Source organism: Chryseobacterium gallinarum (assembly GCF_001021975.1).
GTDB lineage: Bacteria > Bacteroidota > Bacteroidia > Flavobacteriales > Weeksellaceae > Chryseobacterium > Chryseobacterium gallinarum.
In genome coordinates this window covers 324,058-348,005 of sequence record NZ_CP009928.1, presented here as the reverse complement: position 1 = coordinate 348,005, position 23,948 = coordinate 324,058, and the positions used below count along the sequence as shown (strand labels likewise).

Annotated in this window: 19 protein-coding genes; 10 read left to right on the top strand and 9 right to left on the bottom strand. The window is 38.2% G+C overall.

Annotated elements, in window-relative coordinates; all coding sequences use genetic code 11:
• Positions 1-139: 139 nt before the first annotated feature.
• Together OK18_RS01545 and OK18_RS01540 are read left to right on the top strand one after the other, a co-directional pair.
• A complete protein-coding gene (locus OK18_RS01545; RefSeq protein WP_053329264.1) occupies positions 140-1,813 on the top strand; it encodes a glutamine--tRNA ligase/YqeY domain fusion protein in 1,674 nt (557 codons plus the stop codon).
• 239 nt (positions 1,814-2,052) lie between these two features.
• Complete coding sequence (locus OK18_RS01540; RefSeq protein ID WP_082129113.1) at positions 2,053-3,243, top strand: MFS transporter; 1,191 nt, start codon at positions 2,053-2,055, stop codon at positions 3,241-3,243.
• An 82-nt stretch (positions 3,244-3,325) separates the two neighbouring features.
• Here OK18_RS01540 and OK18_RS01535 read toward each other — a convergent pair whose 3' ends face one another.
• Together OK18_RS01535 and OK18_RS01530 are read right to left on the bottom strand one after the other, a co-directional pair.
• Positions 3,326-6,061 (bottom strand): reprolysin-like metallopeptidase, encoded by a 2,736-nt coding sequence (locus tag OK18_RS01535; protein ID WP_053326853.1) that lies wholly within the window; start codon positions 6,059-6,061, stop codon positions 3,326-3,328.
• A gap of 294 nt (positions 6,062-6,355) precedes the next feature.
• Positions 6,356-7,324, bottom strand: coding sequence for a YpdA family putative bacillithiol disulfide reductase (locus tag OK18_RS01530; RefSeq protein WP_053326852.1), 969 nt, complete (start codon positions 7,322-7,324; stop codon positions 6,356-6,358).
• 188 nt (positions 7,325-7,512) lie between these two features.
• On the opposite strand from OK18_RS01530, the gene OK18_RS01525 reads away from it, so the two are divergent.
• Positions 7,513-8,154, top strand: coding sequence for a hypothetical protein (locus tag OK18_RS01525; protein WP_053329263.1), 642 nt, complete (start codon positions 7,513-7,515; stop codon positions 8,152-8,154).
• A gap of 121 nt (positions 8,155-8,275) precedes the next feature.
• Here the strand turns inward: OK18_RS01525 and OK18_RS01520 are convergent, their stop codons facing one another.
• From OK18_RS01520 to OK18_RS01495, 7 genes are all read right to left on the bottom strand, one after another.
• A complete protein-coding gene (locus OK18_RS01520) occupies positions 8,276-9,586 on the bottom strand; it encodes a glycosyltransferase family protein (protein WP_053329262.1) in 1,311 nt (436 codons plus the stop codon).
• A 54-nt stretch (positions 9,587-9,640) separates the two neighbouring features.
• The gene (locus tag OK18_RS01515) at positions 9,641-12,172 is read right to left on the bottom strand and encodes a YfhO family protein (RefSeq protein WP_053326851.1); all 2,532 of its coding nucleotides are present in this window, start codon (positions 12,170-12,172) and stop codon (positions 9,641-9,643) included.
• 31 nt (positions 12,173-12,203) lie between these two features.
• Positions 12,204-12,437 carry a hypothetical protein gene (locus OK18_RS20810; protein ID WP_082129112.1) on the bottom strand — a complete coding sequence of 78 codons (234 nt, stop codon included), beginning with the start codon at positions 12,435-12,437 and terminating at the stop codon, positions 12,204-12,206.
• Positions 12,438-12,539: 102 nt separating this feature from the next.
• Positions 12,540-13,589, bottom strand: coding sequence for a DUF6263 family protein (locus tag OK18_RS01510; RefSeq protein WP_050020091.1), 1,050 nt, complete (start codon positions 13,587-13,589; stop codon positions 12,540-12,542).
• 207 nt (positions 13,590-13,796) lie between these two features.
• Positions 13,797-14,546, bottom strand: coding sequence for a 23S rRNA (guanosine(2251)-2'-O)-methyltransferase RlmB (rlmB, locus tag OK18_RS01505; protein ID WP_050020092.1), 750 nt, complete (start codon positions 14,544-14,546; stop codon positions 13,797-13,799).
• 105 nt (positions 14,547-14,651) lie between these two features.
• Complete coding sequence (locus tag OK18_RS01500; protein WP_047487264.1) at positions 14,652-15,122, bottom strand: DinB family protein; 471 nt, start codon at positions 15,120-15,122, stop codon at positions 14,652-14,654.
• Between the two features lie 280 nt (positions 15,123-15,402).
• Positions 15,403-16,737 (bottom strand): peptide-N-glycosidase F-related protein, encoded by a 1,335-nt coding sequence (locus tag OK18_RS01495; RefSeq protein ID WP_053326850.1) that lies wholly within the window; start codon positions 16,735-16,737, stop codon positions 15,403-15,405.
• 237 nt (positions 16,738-16,974) lie between these two features.
• On the opposite strand from OK18_RS01495, the gene OK18_RS01490 reads away from it, so the two are divergent.
• The 7 genes from OK18_RS01490 (at position 16,975) to OK18_RS01460 (ending at position 23,932) form a co-directional block, all read left to right on the top strand.
• On the top strand, positions 16,975-18,282 hold the full coding sequence (locus OK18_RS01490) for a hypothetical protein (protein WP_156173196.1): 1,308 nt from the start codon (positions 16,975-16,977) through the stop codon (positions 18,280-18,282).
• A 258-nt stretch (positions 18,283-18,540) separates the two neighbouring features.
• Entirely contained in the window at positions 18,541-19,545 is a 1,005-nt protein-coding gene (locus OK18_RS01485; RefSeq protein WP_053326848.1) for an AAA family ATPase, read from the top strand.
• On the top strand, positions 19,545-20,024 hold the full coding sequence (locus OK18_RS01480) for a GNAT family N-acetyltransferase (RefSeq protein WP_053326847.1): 480 nt from the start codon (positions 19,545-19,547) through the stop codon (positions 20,022-20,024). The genes OK18_RS01485 and OK18_RS01480 overlap by 1 nt, the downstream gene beginning before the upstream one ends.
• A gap of 103 nt (positions 20,025-20,127) precedes the next feature.
• Complete coding sequence (locus OK18_RS01475) at positions 20,128-20,991, top strand: DUF58 domain-containing protein (RefSeq protein ID WP_050020097.1); 864 nt, start codon at positions 20,128-20,130, stop codon at positions 20,989-20,991.
• Between the two features lie 52 nt (positions 20,992-21,043).
• Positions 21,044-21,940, top strand: a complete 897-nt coding sequence (locus OK18_RS01470; RefSeq protein ID WP_050020465.1) for a BatD family protein — start codon at positions 21,044-21,046, stop codon at positions 21,938-21,940.
• Positions 21,933-22,925: a VWA domain-containing protein gene (locus OK18_RS01465; RefSeq protein ID WP_050020098.1), complete on the top strand. Its 993-nt coding sequence runs from the start codon at positions 21,933-21,935 to the stop codon at positions 22,923-22,925. Before OK18_RS01470 ends, OK18_RS01465 begins: the two co-directional genes overlap by 8 nt.
• Complete coding sequence (locus tag OK18_RS01460; protein ID WP_053326846.1) at positions 22,925-23,932, top strand: vWA domain-containing protein; 1,008 nt, start codon at positions 22,925-22,927, stop codon at positions 23,930-23,932. The genes OK18_RS01465 and OK18_RS01460 overlap by 1 nt, the downstream gene beginning before the upstream one ends.
• Positions 23,933-23,948: the final 16 nt, after the last annotated feature.

Genomic DNA, 23,948 nt, shown 5'->3' with positions numbered 1-23,948 from the left:
ACAGTGGTTTTAGTTTTGCTCTAAATTAATGAAAAATACTGAATTAGCAATTAATAAGCTTTTAAATTATGACTTTCATAAAGATTTATTTTTCCGTAACTTTGTACCACTTTTTTTGCATAAAATAAAAGCAACTTTAATGGAAGAAGAAAAAAAATCACTCAATTTTATTGAGCAAATTATAGAAGATGATTTGGCAAACGGACTGAAAAGAGATCAGATTCGTTTCCGTTTTCCCCCTGAACCGAATGGATATCTGCATGTAGGGCACACAAAAGCCATCTGCATCAATTTTGGTTTGGGTGAAAAATACAATGCTCCCGTAAACCTTCGTTTCGACGATACGAATCCTGAAAAAGAAGAACAGGAATTCGTAGATTCTATCAAAAAAGACGTTGAATGGCTTGGGTTCAAGTGGGATAAGGAATTGTATGCATCAGACTACTTCCAGCAGCTTTACGAATGGGCAGTGCAATTGATTAAAGAAGGAAAAGCTTACGTAGATGAGCAGCCGTCTGAAGTTATTACAGAGCAAAGAAAGAATCCTACAGAGCCGGGAATAGAATCTCCATATAGAAACCGTCCTGTTGAAGAATCCCTTGATTTATTCGAAAGAATGAAAAACGGTGAATTCGAGGAAGGGGCAATGTCACTTCGTGCAAAAATCGATATGGTATCACCTAATATGAATATGCGTGACCCTGTGATGTACAGAATACTGAAAAGGCCCCACCACAGAACAGGTACCGCGTGGAAGATCTATCCTATGTATGATTGGGCTCATGGTGAATCGGATTACCTGGAGCAGGTATCTCATTCGCTATGTTCATTGGAGTTTGAAAATCATAGACCTCTTTATAACTGGTATCTGGAGCAGGTGTATGACGAATCCAAAGTCGCTCCAAAACAAAGGGAGTTTGCAAGGATGAATGTTTCCTATATGATCACTTCCAAAAGAAAGCTGCAAAGGCTTGTAGCAGAAGGAGTAGTGACAGGATGGGATGATCCGAGAATGCCTACAATTTCGGGAATGAGAAGAAAAGGCTTTACTCCCACGGCTATCAGGAACTTTATTGAAAAAGTAGGTGTAGCAAAAAGAGAAAACCTGATCGAAATCCAGTTGCTCGATTTCTGCGTACGGGAAGACCTGAATAAAGTAGCAAAACGTGTAATGACGGTTGTAGATCCTGTTAAATTAATAATAGAGAACTATCCTGAAGATAAGGAAGAATGGCTGGAGACCGAAAATAATCCGGAACAGGAAGATGCAGGAACAAGGGAAATCCCTTTTTCCAGAGAATTATATATTGAACGTGAAGACTTCAAAGAAGAAGCGAACAATAAATTCTTCAGACTGAAACTGGGTGGGGAAGTCCGTCTAAAATCAGCTTATATCATTAAGGCGGAAAGGGTAGAGAAAGATGAAAACGGAGAAATCACGGCCATCTATGCTACTTATGATGAAAAAAGTAAGTCAGGAAGTGGTACAGAAGAAAGTTTAAGAAAAGTAAAAGGAACTTTACACTGGGTATCCGCAAAACATGCGATTCCGGTGGAAGTAAGAATTTACGATAAACTGTTTACCGTTGAACAACCGGATGCGGAAAAAGATGTAGACTTCTTAAACTTTATTAATCCTGAATCTGTAACAACAGTTCAGGGCTTTGCTGAACCGTCTTTAAAAGATGTTGCGGTAGGGGAACCTCTTCAGTTCCAGAGAATAGGATATTTTACGAAGGATCAGGATTCTACGGATACAAATTTTGTATTCAACAGAACTGTGACCTTAAAAGACTCTTATAAGCCGGAGTAAAAATATTTATATAGATAAATAGGACAGGGCTTAATTTTTAAGTCCTGTTTTTTATTTAAGCAAGAAAGTACAAATATTTTACAGATCTCACGGGCCGGTTTGGAAGATTAGTGAGGAAAAATATATCAGTTTGCACTTAATACAACAAAAAAACAAATACAAATTATTAATAAACTTAAATTGTGAAAATAATAAACATATATACGAACTCATTCAAGGGACTCTCACAAGAGAGCTGGATGCTGGCACTGGTAATGCTTATCAACAGGGCCGGTTCTATGGTACTGCCGTTTCTGGGAGTTTATATGACAGATCATTTACATTTTAGTATTGAAAATTCCGGGATTGTACTCAGCTTTTTTGGGATTGGATCAGTTATTGGCTCCTGGCTGGGAGGAATGATTACCGATAAAATAGGAGAGTACAGGGTGCAGAGTCTGAGCTTGCTATTAAGTGTACCTTTATTTTGTTTGATTCCGCTTTTTACAACAGAAACAGGACTGGCGGGGATCATTTTAGCCCAGAGTATTGTAAGCGAAACCTTTCGTCCTGCCAATTCGGTAGCGATCACCAAATATGCAAAACCTGAAAATATAACACGAGCTTTTTCATTAAACCGTATGGCTGTCAATCTGGGTTTTTCTATAGGTCCGGCACTTGGAGGGATATTATCGGCTATTTCCTATGAATTTTTATTCTTTAGCAATGCCTTGGCTGCTTTATTGGCGGGATTGATGTACATCTGGTTTTTCAGAAAACGTACGAGACTGGCAAGGCAGGAAGCAAGAGAAGTAAAACAGATGATCATTATTAAAAAGGAAAACTCTCCATATAAGGATGGAAAATTTTTAGTTTACAGCCTGTGTTGTATGCTGTTTGCCATTTGCTTTTTTCAGCTATTCAGTACATTAACTATCTTCTATAAAGATACAGCACATTTAAGCCAGCAGAATATCGGATATATACTCGGATACAGTGGCTTCCTGATTGTATTGCTTGAAATGGGATTTGTACAGCTGGCAGAAAAGTATTTTACATTGGCCTTTACTATGTTGACCGGAACTTTTTTATGTGGATTTTCATATGCTATGCTTGCCTTTGATCATAGTATGGTTGTTCTTTTACTATCAATGACTTTGCTTTGTATCGGAGAAATCTGGACATTGCCCTTTATGTCAACCATCACTGCATTACGTTCGGGAGAAAACAATAAAGGAGCCTATATGGGTTTAAACGGAATGTCTTTTTCACTGGCATTTATTGTTACTCCCTACGTCGGAACTTTGATTGCCGATACATTTGGATTTAATATACTATGGATAGGGACAGGAGTACTGGCTGTTATTATTGCAATTGCTTTTTATTTTATCATTCCCTGGATGCTGAAAGATAAAACCAATGCTGATGAAACCCAGGAAGGGCTGATATAAAAACGCTTGTTATGCATACATAAACTCCGGCTGGGCATGCCCAGCCGGAGTTCTTTGATTAATAATTAATGTGAAGATGAAATTATTTAATAATGATTTTTTTTGTAATTTTTTTGTCACCGGTACTGAATACCATGATATAATTCCCTTTAGCAAAGTTTGTCAGGTCTATTTGAGAGGCATTTGTAATGCCGGCCTGGCTATGAACCAATCTTCCTGCAATATCAAATATATTTACCTCTGTAGTCGTATTCTTCTTCATTAGAATATTGAACTTTCCATTGGAAGGATTAGGATATACCTGAAATTCATCGTTTTCCAGGGTAAGATCATTTACTGCTAGTGTAGAGACCGTTTCCCTGCTACAAAGTTCGATCGCGGCTGAATTTACCATTCCTGATGAAGTCGTATTAGATGATACATCTACAGCTCTTATAATCCAGTTTCCACTTGGATTTTGGCCATAATATTTGCTTAAGTCCAATCTTATGGGTTCTATTCTTACGGGTGTAGCAGCATTAAGGTTGTTACAATTTATGGCTGAAGACTCTCCCTCCTGATCAAATATTGCTTTAAGAACATTTTTTCCCGGGCAGTTTGAATACCAGAATATCTGATTTTTTTGATCGCTGGGAGCTTTAAGTGTTAATGCTATATTTTCTAAATCCGTATAGGAAAGATCCATAACTACATTTATATCTTCAACACTATTTGTGGAAGGAATAGTAACATTCATGGTTGCCGGTGCATTAGGAGCTATAGGAATCGGGCCGTTTACGGGATAACGTGTACAGTTCATGGTTACATTATAATTGATAGCAAATGCAGGGCTTGCCGCATAATAAATATTTCCGACAGACTCTACAATAATGTAAGCTTTTTGTGAAGGGGTAGAAGGAATGGTGATCATTTCTTCTCCATCGTTAGCTGTATTGGAAACAAGTGGGGTAAAGGTATTTCCACCGTCTGTTGAAATCAGGATATTAACAGACTGAGTGCTAATAGGAGCCGCATTGGTTCCGGCTACATCCCATTTCAGGAGATGAGAAGAACCTGAAGAATAATTCTGATTTAAAGAAATGGAAGTAATCTTGAACGGGCCGGCATTTTCATTTATACTTACGATAGTTTCATCAGATGCCGTTTGTCCTCCTTCTGGAGCGTTATCCCTTACCAGGCTTATAAACTTCATATTCCGGGCAACATCAGACACCATATTCCAGGTGCTGTATAAGCTGCCGTCCAATACTTCTTTAAGAGGCGGGAAATGGCGTGTCGGGCTTGTAACAGGTGGGTATACTCTGAAGTTGGGAGTAGTTGCAGATGTACGGTCCGGGAAAGTATAGCTCCCAATGAGCACAAACGGGGGATTAGGGGCGGAGATATCAGCCTCTTCCCAGGAATATGTGAGATTATTATTATCAGGATCGCTGGCTGTGGCGGTAAGTTTAAAGGCAGTTCCCTTAGGAATAGTGTAATCTTGCCCGGCATTTACCGTCGGAGGATTATTGGAAATGTTCACCGTTGTAGCACAGCTGGTCGTTTTAATGTATTTATTGATTTGGCTGATACTGTAATGCAAAAACTGATTACTGTGTTTATCTGCTACATCATAGGTACCTGTAACTCCGGGATACCCCATAATTGTTGTTCCGCTTCCAGGTTCTCTGTTGGCTCCGGTTTCAGGACTGTTAAAAAAGATACTAAAGTCAATATTCTCCGGTCTGGAAAAAGTATGATTAGCACCATATTGATGTCCCATTTCATGGGCAATTACCATAGCATAGATAAACCCCTGCGGCCCTGTACCGTTTACGGGACCGGCATAAGCACTGCCTTTCTTCTGGTCTACCTTTCCATTGACAATTCCCTGGCTGTTTTGACATACCGAGGCGATCATCCCTGCATTTCCTCCTCCTGTCTGATTGGTAAAGATAATGCCAATATCATAATTAGCTTCTCCGATAACATTGGTAAGTGTGGTTTGTACCTGATCATTAAGCGTGTTGGTAGAGGTGGGATTGTAGGGGTCTGTATTTTTATCAAGATAAATAATCTGCTCATTATTAGGAATCAGATTCATGTGGATGGAAAGATCGTTTTCATAAACCGGATTAATGTAGCTCATCAGGTCATTGATGGCCGCCAGGGAATTAGCTACAGTGCTTCCATGATATTCACTGAATTCTCCATCTACGGATACTGCCAGACGAAAAGTCCTGAATTTCTTATCATCGGTATTATCAGTAGGAAAATTATTCTTCTGGGCATTGTTTTTTCCTTGGGTAGTACAACCAATATTGTTGCTGTTCGGAAGCAGGTCGGGAACAGCCGGGCTTACCAGATAAACGGATTTATCTGTTGTAGCCGGTTCTATAACCACAGGCTTTTTATCCTGGTAAAACAGGATCATTTTTATGCCTGCCGGAGAGAGCCCGAAACTAATGGTGTTGCCCGGATTTTTAACGGATATCCCCCTATATGATTTGATATCCGGAAATTTCTTCGCCAGTTCCGGTGACATATTTGAGGTTTCATAAACGCGGTATCTTTCAAAACCTCCATCTAATGCAGGGATGTCAATCACCACCTGAGAAATAATTTTCATGCCCGTTTCCGAAACAGGAGTCGATTGTAATACGGTTTTTAACCGATTGATTTCTAATATATAGGCGTTCGAATAATCAACTCCTATATTCCTTTTTGCCTCAATCAGATTTCTTTCATCAATCTTCGTTTTTTTCCAGAAATTTTGTCCGGATATACTTTGAAGTCCTGTCAAAGCAAACGCCAGAAATAAGTAGATTTTTTTTTTCATGTTTTTGATCTTTAGTGTTTTTTTGTTAAAAGTAAAAAAATATCTCTTACCTATGAAATATATTTTTTTATGTTAAATAGTTGATTGTTAATGTTTTATTTCTATTTTTTGGCGTCTTGATAAATTAGATTTAAAAACACATGGTTAAGTTTTTTTTAAGTTTTAATTTTTCTTATAAATGATATTTAATGGCTAAAAAAATAAACAGCCTTATGTAGACTGTTTAATTGCTTATGGTAATAGCTCCTCTTCCTGTATTGGAAATAGAAGAGATAAAAACGATCAGAAAAAAGCTTATTTTTTATTGAGAAGAATATTGTTAATAATCATTTTTGCATGAATTCTGGAGTTTTCTATAAACCAGAGATGGGTGTCTTTTCCTCCACATACCACTCCTGCAAGATAAAGATTAGAGATATTGGTTTCCATAGTTTCAGGATTGTAAAATGGATTAAGCCCGTCACCCTGCAGTTCAATTCCCGAATTTTTCAGAAATTCAAAATCAGGAAGATACCCTGTCATGGCCAATACAAAATCATTGTCAATCTCGTGAATCTCATGATTCTGATCTTTAAAAACCACTGTGTTTTCTTTTATTTCAATCATATCCGAGTTGAAATGGGCGATAATGCTTCCTTCTGCAATCCGGTTTTCTATGTCCGGCTTTACCCAATATTTAACACTTTTTGAAATTTCCGAATGCCGGATGATCATTGTTACTTCCGCACCTTTTCTATATGTTTCGAGGGCTGCATCCACCGCAGAATTGCTTGCACCTATTACGACAACTTTTTGCCTGGCATAAGGATAAGGTTCCGTATAATAATGCTTTACTTTGGAAAGATTTTCACCGGGTATATTCATCAGGTTGGGAATGTCGTAAAAACCGGTGGCTATGATTACATTTCTGGCCCGGTACTGAGCTTTTGTAGTACCAACAGTAAACAAGTTATCTTTTTTTGAAACACCCAGCACTTTTTCATACAGGCGAATATTTAATTCTTTTTGCCGGGCAATACCCTGATAGTATTCCAAAGCTTCCTGTCTGCCAGGTTTAGGTGCTGTAGAGATAAAAGGAATTCCGTCAATTTCCAGTTTGTCCGCCGTTGAGAAGAACCTCATATATAAAGGGTAGTTGTATAGGGAATTGACAATAGTTCCCTTTTCAATGATGATATAGCTGAGGTTATTTTTTTGAGCCTCAATAGCACAGTTTAATCCGATCGGTCCTGCTCCTATGATGAGAATATCCAATATTTCCATAAAACAAAGGTACGATGTAATTTGTATGTATGGTAGGCCGGATAGGAAAAACAGAGAACAAAAATCCAGGAATAAACAACAAATTGAGGTTGGATAAAGAATATGATCCTTGCACCTTATTTCCTTGTAGGTTTCCAAATGCTATGGCATCAGTTTTGGTGTTTTTTGACCCATTACAAAAATTAATTATGAAAAAATTACTTATTTCAATGTTAATCCTCGGGACGCTTGCAGCCTGTAAAAAAAGTGAAACAAAACCTGCCGTTCAAACAGTTGATTCTACAGTTCAGGCTGGTACAGACAGTACCAATGTCACACAGAATAAAGTAAATAAGGAAGAATCCTTGAAGAAAGCCAATGATGAGGTGTTACAGGCTTTAAAGAATAAAGATTATAAAACTTTCGCTTCTTTTATCCATCCGGAAAAAGGAGTCCGGTTTTCGATGTATGCTTTTATAGCTCCCAAAGAAGATAAAAATTTTTCAAAAGCAGATTTTGAAAAATACCAGCCTGCTAAAACCTTATTTACCTGGGGCTCTCAGGATGGCTCCGGTGACGCATATAAGGCAACGATTAACGATTACCTGGCAAAGTGGGTTTTCTCTAAAGATTATACCCAATCCCAATATTCTGTGAATAAATTTATAGGAAAAGGTAATTCCCTGAATAATTTAAAGGAAATATATCCTAAAGCAGACTTTACAGAAAATTATATCAAAGGAACGGAAAAATATGGTGATATGGACTGGAAAGCATTACGGCTTGTATTTGAAGAGTTCCACGGGAAATATTACCTGATTGCAGTGGTGAATGATCAGTGGACAATATAAAAGCTGAAAGCTGAGTGTGGGAAGCTGGAAGAATTTTCAATGCTAGAAAACATTTGTAGTTCTCAATTACAATTATTTTTCGTAGTTCATATCTTCTGCCTCCAGCTTCCAACTTCCTTTCTTATAAAATGTTACTTAGCTGCTTTGTTAGATTTTTTCTTGAAAACTGTTCGATATGTTGAGTTTTTTCAGAAAGATCACCGTTTTTCCAAAGTTCAAATTTTTCCAGGATAAATTTTTTAACCGATTCCGTATCATTGTAGCTGAAATGTTTACCGGCATTGGTTTCCTCCAGAATTTTGGCAACATCTGCCTGATCAGGCCCAAATGATAAAATTTGTTTTCCCGAAACGAGGTATTCAAATATTTTCCCGGGAATAATCCCTTTTGAAGACTCATTAGGGAAGTTGGTGATCAGCAGCATATCCGAATTCTGCATTTCTTCAACAGCTTTGCCGTGTGAAAGATATCCGAGGTTCAGAATATGATCTCTCAACCCTGAATTTTCAATAGAGCTCAGGATCTTATCATCAATTCTTCCCGCAAATTTTAATTTGAACTGAGCAGCAAACTCTTCATTCTCTTTTACCATTTCATCAAGAACTTTCCAAAGATTTTCCGGGTTCCGGAGCTGCTCCAGTACGCCAATATAACTTAAAGTAAAAGCCTCCGGATGACTCTTCAAACTTACAGCTTCATCTTTTCTGGCCGCCTTTTCACCAGCATCACTTTCATCAAAGCCGTTGGTGATACAAACTGCATTAGCTCCTGCTTTCCGGAAGTTTTCTGCATCGGTATAGCTTGTGGCTAAAGTGATATCTGCATTTTTAAATACTGTGCTTTCGAGCTGTCTGTGTTTTTTATCAGAGCCTTTCGTTAATTTTAAATGCTTATAATAAGAAATCTCCGTCCATGGATCCCGAAAATCTGCAATCCATTTCAGGCCTGGAAGTTTGTTTTTCAGTCCCAGCCCGATCAAATGTAATGAATGTGGTGGACCTGAAGTGACAACAACGTCTATTTTGTTTTCTTTCAGGTATTTTTCTAAAAAACGGATAGAAGGTTTTACCCAGAAAACCCGGGCATCAGGAATGAAAAAGTTCCCCCTTACCCAAATGGATAACCTGGATTTCCAGCTTTGATTTTTGCCTACGTCAAATTGTCCTGCCTTAAATTTTTTATTGCTCTTGTTCAGTTTTTCAGCAAGCTGATAAGGTTCCCATATTTTGGTCCTTACTATTTCTATATTCCCGGGAATGTCCTTCATTAAACTTTCGTCCAGCAACGGATAGTTCGGATTTTCCGGAGTGTAAATAACAGGCTTCCATCCAAAATCAGGCAGATATTTGGCAAACTTCAGCCATCTTTGAACACCAGGGCCTCCCGCAGGAGGCCAGTAATAGGTGATAATTAATATTTTCTTCTGTTCCATTTTCTGAGTCATCTGTCATTTTGAATGACATGCTGCAATATTGGATTAAACTTTTTATTCTGCTAATGTTTCCTTTTTCTTTTTCCTGTTCATCCAGAAGATTCCCAAAGCGGCCAGTGCAATGAATAATCCGAAGCTTAAAAGGGAAATCCACTTTCCTTTTTCAATTACTTCAGGTTCAAATATCATTCTGATATGATGGTTTCCTGCCGGAACGTGTACAGCACGAAGCAGGTAATCCGCTTTGATATAAGGAACTTCTTTTTCGTCTACCAGTACTTTCCATCCGTGAGGATAATAAATTTCAGAGAATACCGCCAGTTGAGGAGTCTTAGACTGGGATTTAAATTCTAATTCATTAGGCTGATACCGGGTAAGGTTGATAAATGCTGTAGAATCTGCCTGAACCGGTTTATTGTCAAAATAAGACTTATCCGAGGAGGCAATAACAGCAGTTTTCTTACTGTTTATTATTCCAATGGATTTTATTTCTTCATTAGGAGTATTGACAAATTTCAGGTCGCTTACAAACCATGCGTTCCCGTTGGCTTTTGGATTCGGAACAGCCTGGGGTTGTTCAGGTCCGCCTACTACCCAATATTTGGCATTCAAAAGATTAAGGATGTTAGGAACTTTTACAGAATCCATTACCTGGAAATATTCGTTGATCACATCATCATATCTTCTCAGTTTCACCGCATGATATCCTCCGATTGAAGATTTGAAGTAAGAAGTATTGGTCTCACTGAATGTTCCCAGAATGTTATTGAAAATCCGGTAATGTGTTTTATCTTTTTCAGCAATGGTTTCCAATGTTTTGTTGACATTTACATCCGATAATACTGATGAAAGAGCAGGATTAGCCTGGACTTTTTCAACCAGAAGATCTGAACTTTCCGTCTGGAAGGGATTTTCAGCAAAGATTTTGTCAACATAATTTTCATCGTTCAGATAACGTCTGTTTACCGTCCATAAGTCAAATAAGCTTACCATTCCAATAATGATCAGCACAACATTCTGACTTAGTTTTTTCTTTAAACTTAAGAATAGGGCCGCCGCCGCAATGGCAACGTATAAGAAAGCCTTTATCGCATCTGTTCTGAAAAGTTTATACCTTTCATCTACAAGATAATCGAGCAGGAAAGGAGGAAAATAGGTCTTTTCATTGTCAGTAGCAAATCCCAGCAGTGATTTTCCGAAGATTAAAAGGATTATTAATATCCCTAATGTTCCGGCACTTACGTAAGTGAGTATTTTTTGTTTGTATTCCTCTGTTAATTTTTCATCCGTAAAGAAATTGTATAAGCCCAGAATGGCAATCAAAGGAAATAATAATTCCACTACCACTAAAATAGAAGAAGGAGCTCTGAATTTATTGTAAAACGGTACGTAATCAATAAAGAAGTCCGATAACGGCATAAAGTTGCTTCCCCAGGCCAGTAAAATAGTTAATATTGAAGCCCCGAGAATCCAGTAACGGTACTTTTTGTAGGCAAAGAAGAATCCTAGTACAGCAAGGAAGCATACAATCGCTCCCTGATAGGCGGGTCCTGAGGTTCCCGGCTGGTCTCCCCAGTAGGTCATGGCACTGAATCCTTTGGAGATCCTGTCCATTTCAGCTTGTGAGCCTACATTTTCCTGAACGAGTTCCTGCACCCTGTTCATCATTTCCTTTCCTTCCGGCTCCTGGCTTCCTCCTCCCATCAATCTTGGGATAAACAGGTTTAGGGTTTCCAGTTTTCCATAACTCCACAACAGCATACTTTCTTTATCCATTCCGGATTTCCCGGAGGTATGGCTGTCATTCGTTAAAATCTGTTTCCCACGGACCGTCTCTTTTACATATTCGGAATTGGCCATAATTCTTTGAGAATTCATTCCCACTCCTATGATGCATGAAGCAGCAACAATTCCCGAGGAAATCAGAAAATGTCTCATCGACGTTTTTTTCTGTATCGCCCTGATCAGTTCAGAAAGGAATAGAAATCCTAAAGCAATAAACAGGTAATACGTCATCTGAGGGTGATTGGCGGCAATCTGAAGACCCATGAAAAGGGTAGTTACAATGAATCCCCAGATATATTGTTTCCGGATATAAACCAGTAAAATACCGGCTAATAAGGGGGCAAAGTATTCAATGGTATTGACTTTACCATTGTGCCCTGCTGCAATAATAATATAAAAATACGTGGAAAGACCGAAGAACGTAGCTCCTAATAAAGCATACTTCCAGTTTCGGACTACAACCATTCCTAAAAGGAAAAAACCTGCAAAAAGCAGGAATAGATAATTAACCGGCCTTGGCAGGAAATTGAGATTGCTGTCGATTTTTTTGATGATATCGCCTTTAAACTGGCTTCCCATCTGGTAAGTAGGCATTCCTCCAAACATGGAATCACTCCAATAGGTTTCGTTACCGGTATTAGCTCTATAATCGAGCAATTCTTTTGCTCCTCCTCTGTACTGCACGATATCATGCTGGAAAAGCTGTTTTCCTGTAAATACAGGGGTGGAATATAAAAATGCCAAAACTATAAATACAACTAATGAAATTGCAATATAAATTATGTTTTTATTTTTCGCCATGCTGGTTATTATCTTTTATTTCTTGGAAATTTTACCTTTTGTCATTACTCTCTTTCACCTCCTCATAGTCTACGGTCTCCGCATCCCAATTAAGGCTTTGCTTCTTATTCTTATTTGAGTTATGGATATCCTGATGCCCGTTATTCTGGTTGTTATGATTGTTGAACCGGTAACTGTAAAAAGTCTTGAAGAAAATCCTTTTCAGAATATTCCAGACAAAGAATAGAATAATCGCAGTGAGTATTAACTCAAGAATGTACTTCATAATGTTAAAATTTAAAGTTGAAAGATTAAGGTTTAAAGTTGGAGATTTTTTAATTTTTCTCAGCCCTCAGCCTTTAAACCTTTCTCATTCAAATTGTCTCAATTATTTTGCAGAAGGATTTACCATCACTGAAGAGTTTGAAACACTTTTCATAGACTGGGACTGTTTCCCGTCTGAAATGGTTTCAATCTGCGTTGTTTTTACATTGATATTTTGGTTGGTAATCCATCCCGTATTTTCATCAAATTTAATGGTTCCGTTCTGAACAAGTTCACTGCTCAGGCTATGAGTGATAGGTCCCTGGGCTTTCTTTTCAGTTTTCTTAGGGATTCCTCCCGTTACGCCGATTTCTGCAGTTCCGTTACCTAAGCTTTTTAATACATAGTTTGAAGTTACTTTTACACTTCCGCTTGGATCGGCATTTTCGGAAGTCGTCCATTTTTCACCTACTTTTACTCCTTTTTTAGGAATAATGGTTAAATTTTTATTGAACTGATCTTTCAATACCTTTTCATTAAAAGATTCTTTAAGGCTTGCCACTACACTGGCTTTCTCGTTGGCATCTTTAATAATAGTCCCTACAGCGTTGGAAACTTTGGTGTAAACCGCATCGAAACCTGTGATAGAAAGGACATTTCCTTTTGTATCCATTTTCATGGCCAGTTTATTTCCGGTAAGGGCCCTGTTGACGTTCCAGATCATTTTAAGCTCATCTTCCTTCGGGACAGGCAATTTGGTATCTACCACAATGGTTTTCCCCTGAGCAGACTGAGAGCTTCTTTTCGCTACGAGGTTAAGGGTCATGTCATATACATTTCCTTTGATATCATCAACGGTAAAGTTCATCTCGTCTGTAGATTCGCTGGTTGCGGTGATGGATTTTCCCTGAGGATCCGTCATCGTTTTTACATCCCTCTGGTAGGTTGTAAGAGGATATGTTTTTCCTTTTTCAAGCTTGAAAGATTGCTTAATAATTCCAGCTGAATCTCTGATAGCCGGATTTTCCGCAACTTTTGCTACAGAGTCGGCAGGCACTTCCACCGTTACTGTTTTACCGGTTTTAGGATCTACTTTTGTTATTTTAGCGGTTTCTTTTTTACAAGATACAAGAGCTATAGATGAGATTAGCGCTAATGCTGCTATGTTTTTCATTTTCTAATTTTTTTAATTTTACTACTATTTTATAGGTCTTCCAGAATTTTTTTGATTTCGGGGATACCATATTTGACTTCAAGTTCAAAGTATTATCCCTCTTTTGTTCATAACAAGTCATTAGGCGTGCAGAATCTGTACCAAATTCTGTTTCCGGTGTATTTTCAATTGTATCCGGTAAAGATCGTCATAAAATTTATTTTTTAATCAAAGATTGGAGAGAGCAGTCATTTTCTGTCTCACCGCCTCATATAATATTGCTCCACAGGCAACTGAAACATTCAGCGATTGAGTTTTCCCCTCAATAGGAAGCTTTATTTTTTCATCTGAATGATGCAGAACTTCTTTTGAAATCCCCGTTTCTTCATTCCCCATAACAATGGCACATGGTTCAGTGAAATTAACATCATAAATTAACTTCTGGGCTTTCTCGCTGGCAGCATACACGGAAATTCCGCTCTGTTGCAAGAAGTCTACCGTGTGGGCAAGATTGTTTTCTTTGCAGATTTTAATATTATAAATAGCTCCTGCCGATGTTTTAATAGCATCGGAATTGATAGGTGCAGCTCCTTTTTCAGGAATAACCACAGCATCAATGCCTACACATTCTGCAGTTCTGCATATCGCTCCGAAATTCCTTACATCTGTCAGTCTGTCCAGGATCAGCAGGAAAGGAGTTTTTCCTTCCTCAAATAATTGCGGAACAATATCCTCCACTTTATGAAACGGAACATCTGAGATGAAAGCCACTACTCCCTGGTGGTTTTTTCTCGTGAAGCGGTTAAGTTTTTCAACCGGAACATAATTGGGACGGATTTTATTTTTCGCTAAAATCGCTTTCAATTCAGCATAAATAGGACCCTGAAGTGCATTTTGCACAAAGATCTTGTCAATCGTTTTTCCCGCTTCAATTGCTTCAATTACGGGACGCAGCCCGAAAATAAAATCGTCTTTCATTGAGTTGTTTAAAATTTATGTTTAAGGTTTTGGGGTTTCGGGATTGGAAGGTTCATAGTATGTGAGGACTACAAACTCCCAGCCTCCTTTCTTCCAGCTTCCTTTTTAATATTTTTCTCCTAAAATAGCTCTTTTCTGTGCCATCGCATATCCATAATGCAGGCTTTCATGCATATTGTTAAAGATGATGGCATCCTGGATGCTTTTCAGGTCCATTCCAAAACTTGTGGTGTAAGGCGTATAATCCGAAAAGAAATCACTGTCATAATCTTTCATTAAAATTTTTGAAGTTTCAGTGAGTAAAAATTCCAGGTCTTCCACCTCGGATTTTTGTACATTCAGATTCGGTAAAGTTCCTTTCTTATAGGTTTCAATCCAGTATTTATCAATTCTGAAAGGATTTCCGCTAAGGTAATAATGCAAAAGCTGCTGGGTGGCAACAGTGTGCGCAATATTCCAGTAAATATTGTTGTTGAAACCATCCGGAATCAGCAACAAATCCTCGTGGGAGGTATTTTGCAGAATATCCAGGAGGTTTCTCCTTACTTGTCTGTGGGCTTGAAAATGATAATTCATTTTGCAGAAATTTTAATCACCAAAAATAGTTTAATAAACTGGAAACGACAATTTTTTGGCTAAAGGATTAAAATAAACGCTGTTAATCCGTGAAAAATACACTATGGATCATTTCTTTTTTTAGATAATTTTGAGGTTGAAAAGCTATTTTTAAGCACTTTAGAATTGATAAAATATAAAAAATATACTGACAGTCTCAAACATGAACTTACCTGTAAGATACTGACAAGAGGGTGGATGTTGTTTGTAGACTTCTATACTCTTACGGTGTGACGATGTGTTATTTCTTTATGATTTTGTGTTTAAAAGAAGTTCCGTCTTTCAGGACGATGTTCAAAAGGTAGACTCCCGGGCTGTACGCTGAAAAATCGATTTTGTTTTTTCCTGAATTCCCGGTCAGTTTTCTTCCGTCTATGCTGAAAATGGTTATTGAGGAAACTTCTTCTTTTGATGCTATATTCACAAAGTCAGAAGTAGGATTGGGATATATATTGATATCTATTGTTTTCACATCTTTTACGTGTAAAGAGGCATTGCTTTTTCCCTGCATATAGACGGACAGGTAAACCTCTCCCTGCTGTTGGTTAAAAACGGCGGCAGGAATTGTATGTTTTAACGTATGGTTTCCGGCGGTCATATTGGCTAAGGTAAAACTTCTTATAGGAACAGAATTGCCCGGGCACCAGTTGTTCCATGAGGTCCAGTTGTCAAAAGTCTTTGGAGCGGCTCCGTAGATTCCGTTTCCTTGGGTATTATAAACCCTGAATGGTTCACAGGAAATTCCTCCCGGAGTATAGGTCAGTACCTGCGCATCATCTATGTAAGTGTAATTTTGTCTTCTGATATATTCTTCACCACCGGCATTCGCACCATGCGGAGTGGATATTACAAAGAAACGGGCATCGGTAACCGGAGCAGGAATATTAAACGTTACCAGCCTGACTGTTTCTCCGGTAACATCAGTGCTGTTGTAATTATTAAGTTTATTATAACTTAGCAGGGGAACCAGGTTGTTAAAATCTGTAGGGGTAGCTTCTGTGTCAGTTGAGAAAAAGGTAAGTGTTCCGGAAAAAACATCAATTCTTCCCGCGCATCCTGCCACCTGGCTTTGAGCTGCATACGGAACCCCGAATACATCCAGTTCCACATACAGGTCATAAGCGCTGCGTAATCCGGTATCGTGAAACACACTGTACAAATTACTGATGTCATAGGTGTATGGAACTTCCGACGGGGTACGGTTTTTATTCATAAAAGGAGTAATGTACCTGCCTATTTCGATTCTTTTTACATTAGGATCATTCAGGGTATAAGCAGATTGGTTTTTAGGAACCATGGCTAAAAAAACTTCTCCCAAGCGATCATAATTATCACATAAAGCACCTATGGTTACCCTCATGGCAATTTTTGCTTTAAAAGAGTCCAGTTCGGCATCTGTAAGTTTCCTTGCATATCTTGCATTGTTTAGCCTGATCAAACCATTAGGTACAGGGTTGGATACTGTAGCGGCATAACCGTCATAATAAACTGCATCCGAAATCACATTGGTCATGGTAGTTTGTGACAGAACAGTATTTACAATGAAAATGCTTATAAAAAATAGCCTTTTATACATATTGTGTGTATTTAGTGTAAATATATTAAATATGTATCAAAATTACCTTTAATTTATTTTATTTTTATATTTAAAGTATTTTTGTTATTAAGTGTTTAAAAATACAGTTAATTGTGTAGGTTTTGATTTAAATTATTTTATGATTTAAATTAAATACATGTAAAATATTCTTTTATTAGTCGGATATCTATATTTATTATTAAATTAGCATGATATTCACGGCTAATGTTATTAATAATGAAAAGAATTTTACTTTTGTGTTTGTTTTTTGCAGTGATGGGGCTGAGGGCTCAGATCAACATCAATATCGGAAGCTCCGAAGTTGGTACTGCACCGGTAAGCAGCTTTTTTTCCTATTCTTATGTACAGCAGATTTATCCTAAACAGGAAATCAATGCCGGCACACCAGGGAGTATTACAGGTCTTACATTTTATATAGATCCTTCATCAACTATTACAGAGTCCTCAGACTGGACGGTTTATCTTGGTCATACTACAAAAATGGCTTTTGCCTCCGGTACAGACTGGATTCCGGTATCTCAGCTTACACAGGTATTTGCAGGAACAGTGACTAAAAGTAATAATAAAGTTCAGGTAAACTTTACAACCCCTTTTGCTTATAACAATATTGATAATTTAGTTATTGCAGCCAGAGAAAATGCATCTAATATTGATATTAATAACTTTGATGAAGCTTTCCATGTTTATTCACACCTTCCGAATTCAATACTGTATTACAAAGGAGATAGAGCCGTGGTAGATCCTGCTGCTCCACCTGGCGGAATAAGAGCGGGTTATAAATCTGCTGTTACCCTTTCAGGACTTACAGCAAATGCTACTCCCGCCTGTCCCTTTATTACGTATCCGGCCAATAATACACAGAATGTTGCCCTGTCTCCCGGTATAACCTGGCTTCCTGTTTCCGGAGCTGATTCTTACAAAATTTCATTGGGAACCAATCCCGGAGGGACTGATATTCTTAATCAGCAGGTAGTATCCGGAAATAGCTTTTCACCTTCCACAGCCCTTGCGCCGGGGATGAGCTATTATCTGAAAATTACATCGGTTGCAGCCAATGTGACCTCTTCGGGCTGTTCTGAATTAACCTTTAAAACCGTTCCTCCCGTACCTGCAAATGATGCTTGCTCAGGGGCTTTTCTGGCTTCTGCATTTCCTTATACCTATACACAGGATGATGCTGTATCTGCAACGAACAATGCAGGAAATATAAGCGTTTGTTCAGTGTCCGGGAATACAGGGATGAATGATGGTACCTGGTTTAAGTTCACGGGAGATGGAAGTCAGTACACCATTACGGTTACAATGCCTTCAGGAAGTAGCTTTGATCCTGAGGTAGGTGTATACAGCGGTAGTTGCAGCAATTTATCTTGTGTAGACACCGTGGATAATGCCGGAGGAGGCGGTGCGGAAAATATAACGGTTACCACCACTGCAGGTGCTGAATATTTTGTGAATGTAGGTGCTTACGATGATACAACTGATGCTCCTGAAGGTACATTTACGATTACCATAACTAAAATTTAGACGTTTCATTGCTATTTCAGCCTTACTGCAAATTCAACATTATAAAAGTAGTTTGCAGCATTTTTTATGCTGATGATAAAGAAACACAGGCAAATAACAGAGGTTTGAAATTTATTTATTGACAAGAGATTCATGACTATAGGTTGAATACATTGTCAAACAGGGAATATTTAACAAACTTTAACTCAAAAATGGCATTGATTGTGTTGATTAATGCAAGTATTTATCAGAAATTTACCACCTATTTTAAATCAAGCTATGTCAGATACATATCAAGCTGAAGATATCCGCCAATTGACGGAAAAAGTAAAAGAAAAAAACTACTTATTTTCTCTTCTGAGACAGGAAATCAACAAAGTTATTATTGGGCAGGAGTATATGGTAGACCGCCTTTTGGTAGGACTTCTGGGAAACGGGCATGTTCTTCTGGAAGGAGTGCCCGGACTGGCTAAAACTTTAGCGATAAAAACGTTGGCAGATGCTGTTCATGGGGAATTTTCAAGAATCCAGTTTACACCGGATCTTCTTCCTGCAGACGTTGTGGGAACAATGATCTATAACATCAAAGACAATGATTTCTCTATAAAAAAAGGGCCTGTATTTGCTAATTTTGTCCTTGCAGATGAGATTAACCGTGCTCCGGCAAAGGTTCAGTCTGCTCTTTTGGAAGTGATGCAGGAAAAGCAGGTGACAATAGGCGATGAAACGATGAAGCTTCCCAAACCATTTTTGGTATTGGCAACGCAGAACCCGATTGACCAGGAAGGAACTTACCTGCTACCTGAAGCGCAGAGTGACCGTTTTATGCTGAAATGTACCATAGATTATCCCGCCTTTGAAGATGAAAGACAGGTAATGAGGATGGTGTCTACCTCACATCAGCCGGAAGTAAAGCCCGTTATTTCACTTCAGGACATTGTAGATGCAAAAGAATTGATCAACCAGATTTACCTGGACGAGAAAATTGAGAAATATATCCTGGATATGGTTTTTGCAACACGTTATCCTGAAAATTACGGACTTTTCGATCTTAAAAACTATATCAGTTTTGGAGCGTCTCCGAGAGCATCAATTAATCTTGCCATTGCTTCAAGGGCATATGCTTTCCTTAAAGGAAGAGCTTTTGTAATTCCTGAAGATGTAAAAGCGTTGGCAAAAGATGTATTGAGACACAGGATGGGCTTAACCTTTGAAGCAGAGGCCGAAGAAATTTCAACAGAAGAGATTATCAATAGAATATTAGCAAAAATTCAGGCACCATAATGAGTGAAGTTGTTATCAGAAAAGCGGTTCAGGAAGATTGCGCTTCCATGCTGAAGCTGATCAGGGAACTTGCGGAATATGAAAAAGCATTACATGAGGTCACTATAACACTGGAAGAATTTACAGAAGATGGATTCGGTGGATCTCCGGTCTGGGGAGCGTTTGTGGCAGAACTGGATAACGAAATTGTTGGGATTTCACTATATTATGACCGGTATTCAACCTGGAAGGGAAGAAGACTGTATCTGGAAGATCTGGTAGTCACGGAAAGAATGAGAGGAAGGCAGATCGGAAAACTTTTATTTGACGCCACTTTGGAATATGGAAAATCCAATCATTACAGCGGAATGGTATTCCAGGTATTGAACTGGAATGAGCCGGCGATCAACTTCTATAAAAAGTACAGTCCGAAATTTGATGACGAATGGCTGAATGTTTCCATTGAGCTTAAAAATGAAAAGTCAGAAATTATAAGTTAGAGCGGAGATATATCAGTTTAGATCTACAACCCGGGATTTTATAAACCACATACCGGATCCGCAACTTAACATTCAGTATTAAATTTGAAATTTAAACTCATCTATGCAGATAAAAGATATTGTAAAAAAAGTAAAGCAGATAGAAATCCGTACCAGAAAAAAGACGGAGGCTGCTTTGATGGGACAATATCACAGTGCCTTTAAAGGGCAGGGAATGACTTTCTCTGAAGTACGCCCTTATCAGTTCGGAGACGAAATCCGGAGAATAGACTGGAATAAGACGGCGCGTTTCCGTGAACCGTTTGTAAAAGTAATGGAGGAGGAGAGAGAACTGACAATGATGATTCTTGTAGATATTTCTGCTTCGATGGATTATGGGACAAAAAACCAGCTGAAAAGAGAATATGTGGCTGAAATTGCTGCCAGTCTTGGATTTTCGGCGGCAGGAAATAACGATAAGGTAGGATTGATCCTGTTTGCCGATAAAGTGTATAAGGTGATACCACCTCAAAAAGGGAGGAAGCACATTCTTTCGATCATCAGTAATATTTTGACAGCAGATTATGTTCCGGCAGAATCCAAAATAGATAAGGCGCTGGAATATATGATGGGAATCTTTAAAAGAAAATCTCTGGTTTTCCTGTTTTCAGATTTTGAAGATGAATATGATTCCAAGATGCTGAGAGTTGCTTCCAAAAAACATCAGCTGCTGGGTATGAGGGTATATGATGAAAAAGATAATGAAATTCCTGATGTGGGATATATACGCTTGTACGATGCAGAAACAGGAAAACAAATATGGGCCAATACCTCCAGCGCCAGATGGAGATATACTTTTGCAGAAGCACAGAAACAAAAGCTGAGAGCATTGGAAGAAGATTTTGCAACCAGTTCGGCCAGTTTTATGAATGTAAATACAGGTACCGATTATTCAAAACTATTATATAATTATTTTCAAAAGAAGTAATCAAAAGGATTTATACTAATTGAAACTTAAATTGGGAAACAAAACGCAGGCATTGAGAAAAATACTTTTAATATTATCTTTTTTAATCTGTTCGAATGCTTTTTCACAGATATTATCTTCCAATATTGAGAAGAAAACAATTGCTTTAGGAGAAGTGAATCGTCTTGTAATAAAGATTGATAACCTTCATGAGCAGCAGGTGATTTCTGCCCCTAAAAATGAGTTGCTTCCGTTTCATTTTGAAGAAATCAAAGACAGCATCGGGCAAAATGCCAATACCTACGAAAGGAAAATAGAATTTGCGGTGTTTGAAGAAGGAAAATTTACTATTCCCGAACTGGAGTTTAAAGTAGATGGCAAAATCCTTAAGACAATCCCTTATGAGCTTGATGTTATTAACACTGCCCAGAAAGCAGATCAGATTAATGACATCATGAAAAACAAAGAGGTAAAACTTGATGTGAAAGATTATTGGGAGCTGTATAAATTCTATATTCTGGCTGCTATAGCCCTTATTGCTCTGATCATTGCCATTATCATGGTGGTGAAATGGGGCAAGAAATCAAAAAAATCCCCTGCTGTGGCAACTAATCAGACACTCAAGGAGTTGGATTCACTCAAAAAGAAACGGTATATTGAAGAAGGTAACTATCGCTCATTCTACGTTGAGCTGATTGATATTTCCAGAAAATTTATTACCCGACAGTATCGTCTTCCGGCAGATGTGCTTCTTACCGATGATCTTATAGAGGTAATGAAAAAGAATAATACGATTTCTCTGGATAATGAGAAAGTGGTGGAAGAAGTATTCCTGAGAGGGGATTTGGTAAAATTTGCCAAAACCTTTCCGGATCAGCAGACCATGGAAAAAGATTTTGCAGACATCAGGGAGTTTGTGAAAAAATCATCAAAAGATTTAGAATTCGAAAACTTAAGAAAGGATGTTTAATTTTGAGTTTTACAGTCCATGGTTTTTATTGCTTTTCTTGCTGTTTATCCCCTTGCTTATTAAAGATGCAGGCAGACAGAAAAGAAAAGGGGTAAAGGTTCCCACGATTAAAAATATGGATCATGACGGAGGCATCCAGGTTGTTCTTTTTTTACTGAAGATCTCAAAATATATTATCCTTTCAGCATTGATCATTGCCATGGCCAGGCCAAGGACATTTACGGTTTCACAGGACAGAGACGACACGAAAGGAGTGGATATTATGCTGTCGATAGATGTTTCGCTGAGTATGCTGGCGAAAGATCTTAATCCGGACCGTATTACTGCGCTTAAAGATATTGCGATAAAGTTTGTTCAGAAACGTCCGAATGACAGGATCGGGGTGGTGGCTTATGCGGCTGAAGCCTTTACAAAAGTTCCTGTTACATCAGACCATCAGGTTGTGATAGATGAAATTAAAAATCTGAGTTCTGATGGGCTGGAGCCGGGAACCGCTATCGGGGAAGGCCTTTCCGTAGCCGTAAATCATCTGATTAAGAGCAAAGCCAAAAGTAAGGTGATCATCCTGATGACGGATGGGGTAAGTAATATTCAGAATGCCATTCCGCCCCAGATAGCTGCGGAACTGGCGAAAAATAACAATATCAGGGTATATGCAATTGGTATCGGGACCAATGGATATGCATTGATGCCTACTTCACAGGATATTTTTGGAGATCTTATCTTTACGGAAACAGAAGTGACGATTGATGAAAATACGTTGAGAGAAGTAGCGCAAACTACCGGAGGAAAGTATTTCAGGGCTACTTCAAACAGCAGTCTTGAAGAAATATATAATGAAATCAACCAGCTTGAAAAATCTGATGTAAAGGTATCCAAACTTTACAATTATGAAGAATATTTCAAAATCTTCCTTTGGATTGCCTTAGCGATGCTGGTTTTAGATGCATTATTAAGATGGGTGTTTTATAAAATTGTAAGCTGATGAGTTGGTCGTTAGGAAATTATTGGTATTTATTTTTACTGTTGCTTCTGCCGCTGTTAGCGTTTTTTCTGATCCGTTTTATAAAATGGAGGCATAAAAGAAAGGAAATTTTTGCAGACAGCCAGTTTCATGATAATTTATTTGAAAAAAAGTCAGGATTTACAAAGTTTTTTCCGGCACTTTACCTATTGGGAACCTTATTTCTGATCTTTTCCATTATTGACCTTTTAAACGGTTCTGAAGAAGTGAAAAGCACCCAGAAGCTGAATAATGTGATCTTTATGCTGGATGTTTCCAATTCAATGAATGCGGAAGATATTGATCCGAGTCGTCTTGCAGAGGCTAAAAATCTGATGATAAGCACCATGCAGAAGATGAAAAATGATAAAATCGGAATCGTCATTTTTGCCGGACAGGCTACTTCAATAATGCCCCTGACGACGGATTATAATTCAGCCGAAACCTATATCAGCGGGATTGAAACCAACTCTATGCAGATCCAGGGTACGGATTTTCTAAAAGGTATGCAGGCTGCTGTAGAGAAATTTAAAAATGTAAGTAAAGGATCAAGAAAAGTCATTTTATTAAGTGACGGGGAAGATAATGAAGGGAATGATAATGCTGCCATAAGGCTCGCCAACAAAGAAGGAATCAGTATTACCTCCGTAGGAGTGGGTTCTGATGAAGGAGCACCGGTTCCGGAGTATGTTTTTGGACAGCTGATGGGGTATAAAACCGATGTTAATGGTGGGACAGTGATCTCTAAAAGGCAGACGGAAGCTTTGAAAAAGATGGCAGAATCTACGGGAGGAAGCTATATTGACGGAAATAATATCAATGAAGCTCCGGATAAAATTATTGATGCTGTTAACAGAAAGTCTTCCGGTGCTGAAACCCTGGTAAAATCACAGAATGCCAATCACTATTACCAATATTTTTTAGCTGTTTCTATTTTATTTTTCTTTTTAATTTATATTTTTAATCCTAAAAAAGATTTTAATGTGTAGTTTTCTTTATTGTTAA

Coding starts and splice junctions, on each gene's coding strand:
- OK18_RS01530 (WP_053326852.1), bottom strand. CDS start 7,324: ATGGAAATATTGGATATTCTCATCATAGGAGCAGGACCGATCGGATTA.
- OK18_RS01535 (WP_053326853.1), bottom strand. CDS start 6,061: ATGAAAAAAAAAATCTACTTATTTCTGGCGTTTGCTTTGACAGGACTT.
- OK18_RS01525 (WP_053329263.1), top strand. CDS start 7,513: ATGAAAAAATTACTTATTTCAATGTTAATCCTCGGGACGCTTGCAGCC.
- OK18_RS01545 (WP_053329264.1), top strand. CDS start 140: ATGGAAGAAGAAAAAAAATCACTCAATTTTATTGAGCAAATTATAGAA.
- OK18_RS20810 (WP_082129112.1), bottom strand. CDS start 12,437: ATGAAGTACATTCTTGAGTTAATACTCACTGCGATTATTCTATTCTTT.
- OK18_RS01540 (WP_082129113.1), top strand. CDS start 2,053: ATGCTGGCACTGGTAATGCTTATCAACAGGGCCGGTTCTATGGTACTG.
- OK18_RS01520 (WP_053329262.1), bottom strand. CDS start 9,586: ATGGAACAGAAGAAAATATTAATTATCACCTATTACTGGCCTCCTGCG.
- OK18_RS01510 (WP_050020091.1), bottom strand. CDS start 13,589: ATGAAAAACATAGCAGCATTAGCGCTAATCTCATCTATAGCTCTTGTA.
- OK18_RS01495 (WP_053326850.1), bottom strand. CDS start 16,737: ATGTATAAAAGGCTATTTTTTATAAGCATTTTCATTGTAAATACTGTT.
- OK18_RS01485 (WP_053326848.1), top strand. CDS start 18,541: ATGTCAGATACATATCAAGCTGAAGATATCCGCCAATTGACGGAAAAA.
- OK18_RS01475 (WP_050020097.1), top strand. CDS start 20,128: ATGCAGATAAAAGATATTGTAAAAAAAGTAAAGCAGATAGAAATCCGT.
- OK18_RS01460 (WP_053326846.1), top strand. CDS start 22,925: ATGAGTTGGTCGTTAGGAAATTATTGGTATTTATTTTTACTGTTGCTT.
- OK18_RS01480 (WP_053326847.1), top strand. CDS start 19,545: ATGAGTGAAGTTGTTATCAGAAAAGCGGTTCAGGAAGATTGCGCTTCC.
- rlmB (WP_050020092.1), bottom strand. CDS start 14,546: ATGAAAGACGATTTTATTTTCGGGCTGCGTCCCGTAATTGAAGCAATT.
- OK18_RS01490 (WP_156173196.1), top strand. CDS start 16,975: ATGAAAAGAATTTTACTTTTGTGTTTGTTTTTTGCAGTGATGGGGCTG.
- OK18_RS01465 (WP_050020098.1), top strand. CDS start 21,933: ATGTTTAATTTTGAGTTTTACAGTCCATGGTTTTTATTGCTTTTCTTG.
- OK18_RS01515 (WP_053326851.1), bottom strand. CDS start 12,172: ATGGCGAAAAATAAAAACATAATTTATATTGCAATTTCATTAGTTGTA.
- OK18_RS01500 (WP_047487264.1), bottom strand. CDS start 15,122: ATGAATTATCATTTTCAAGCCCACAGACAAGTAAGGAGAAACCTCCTG.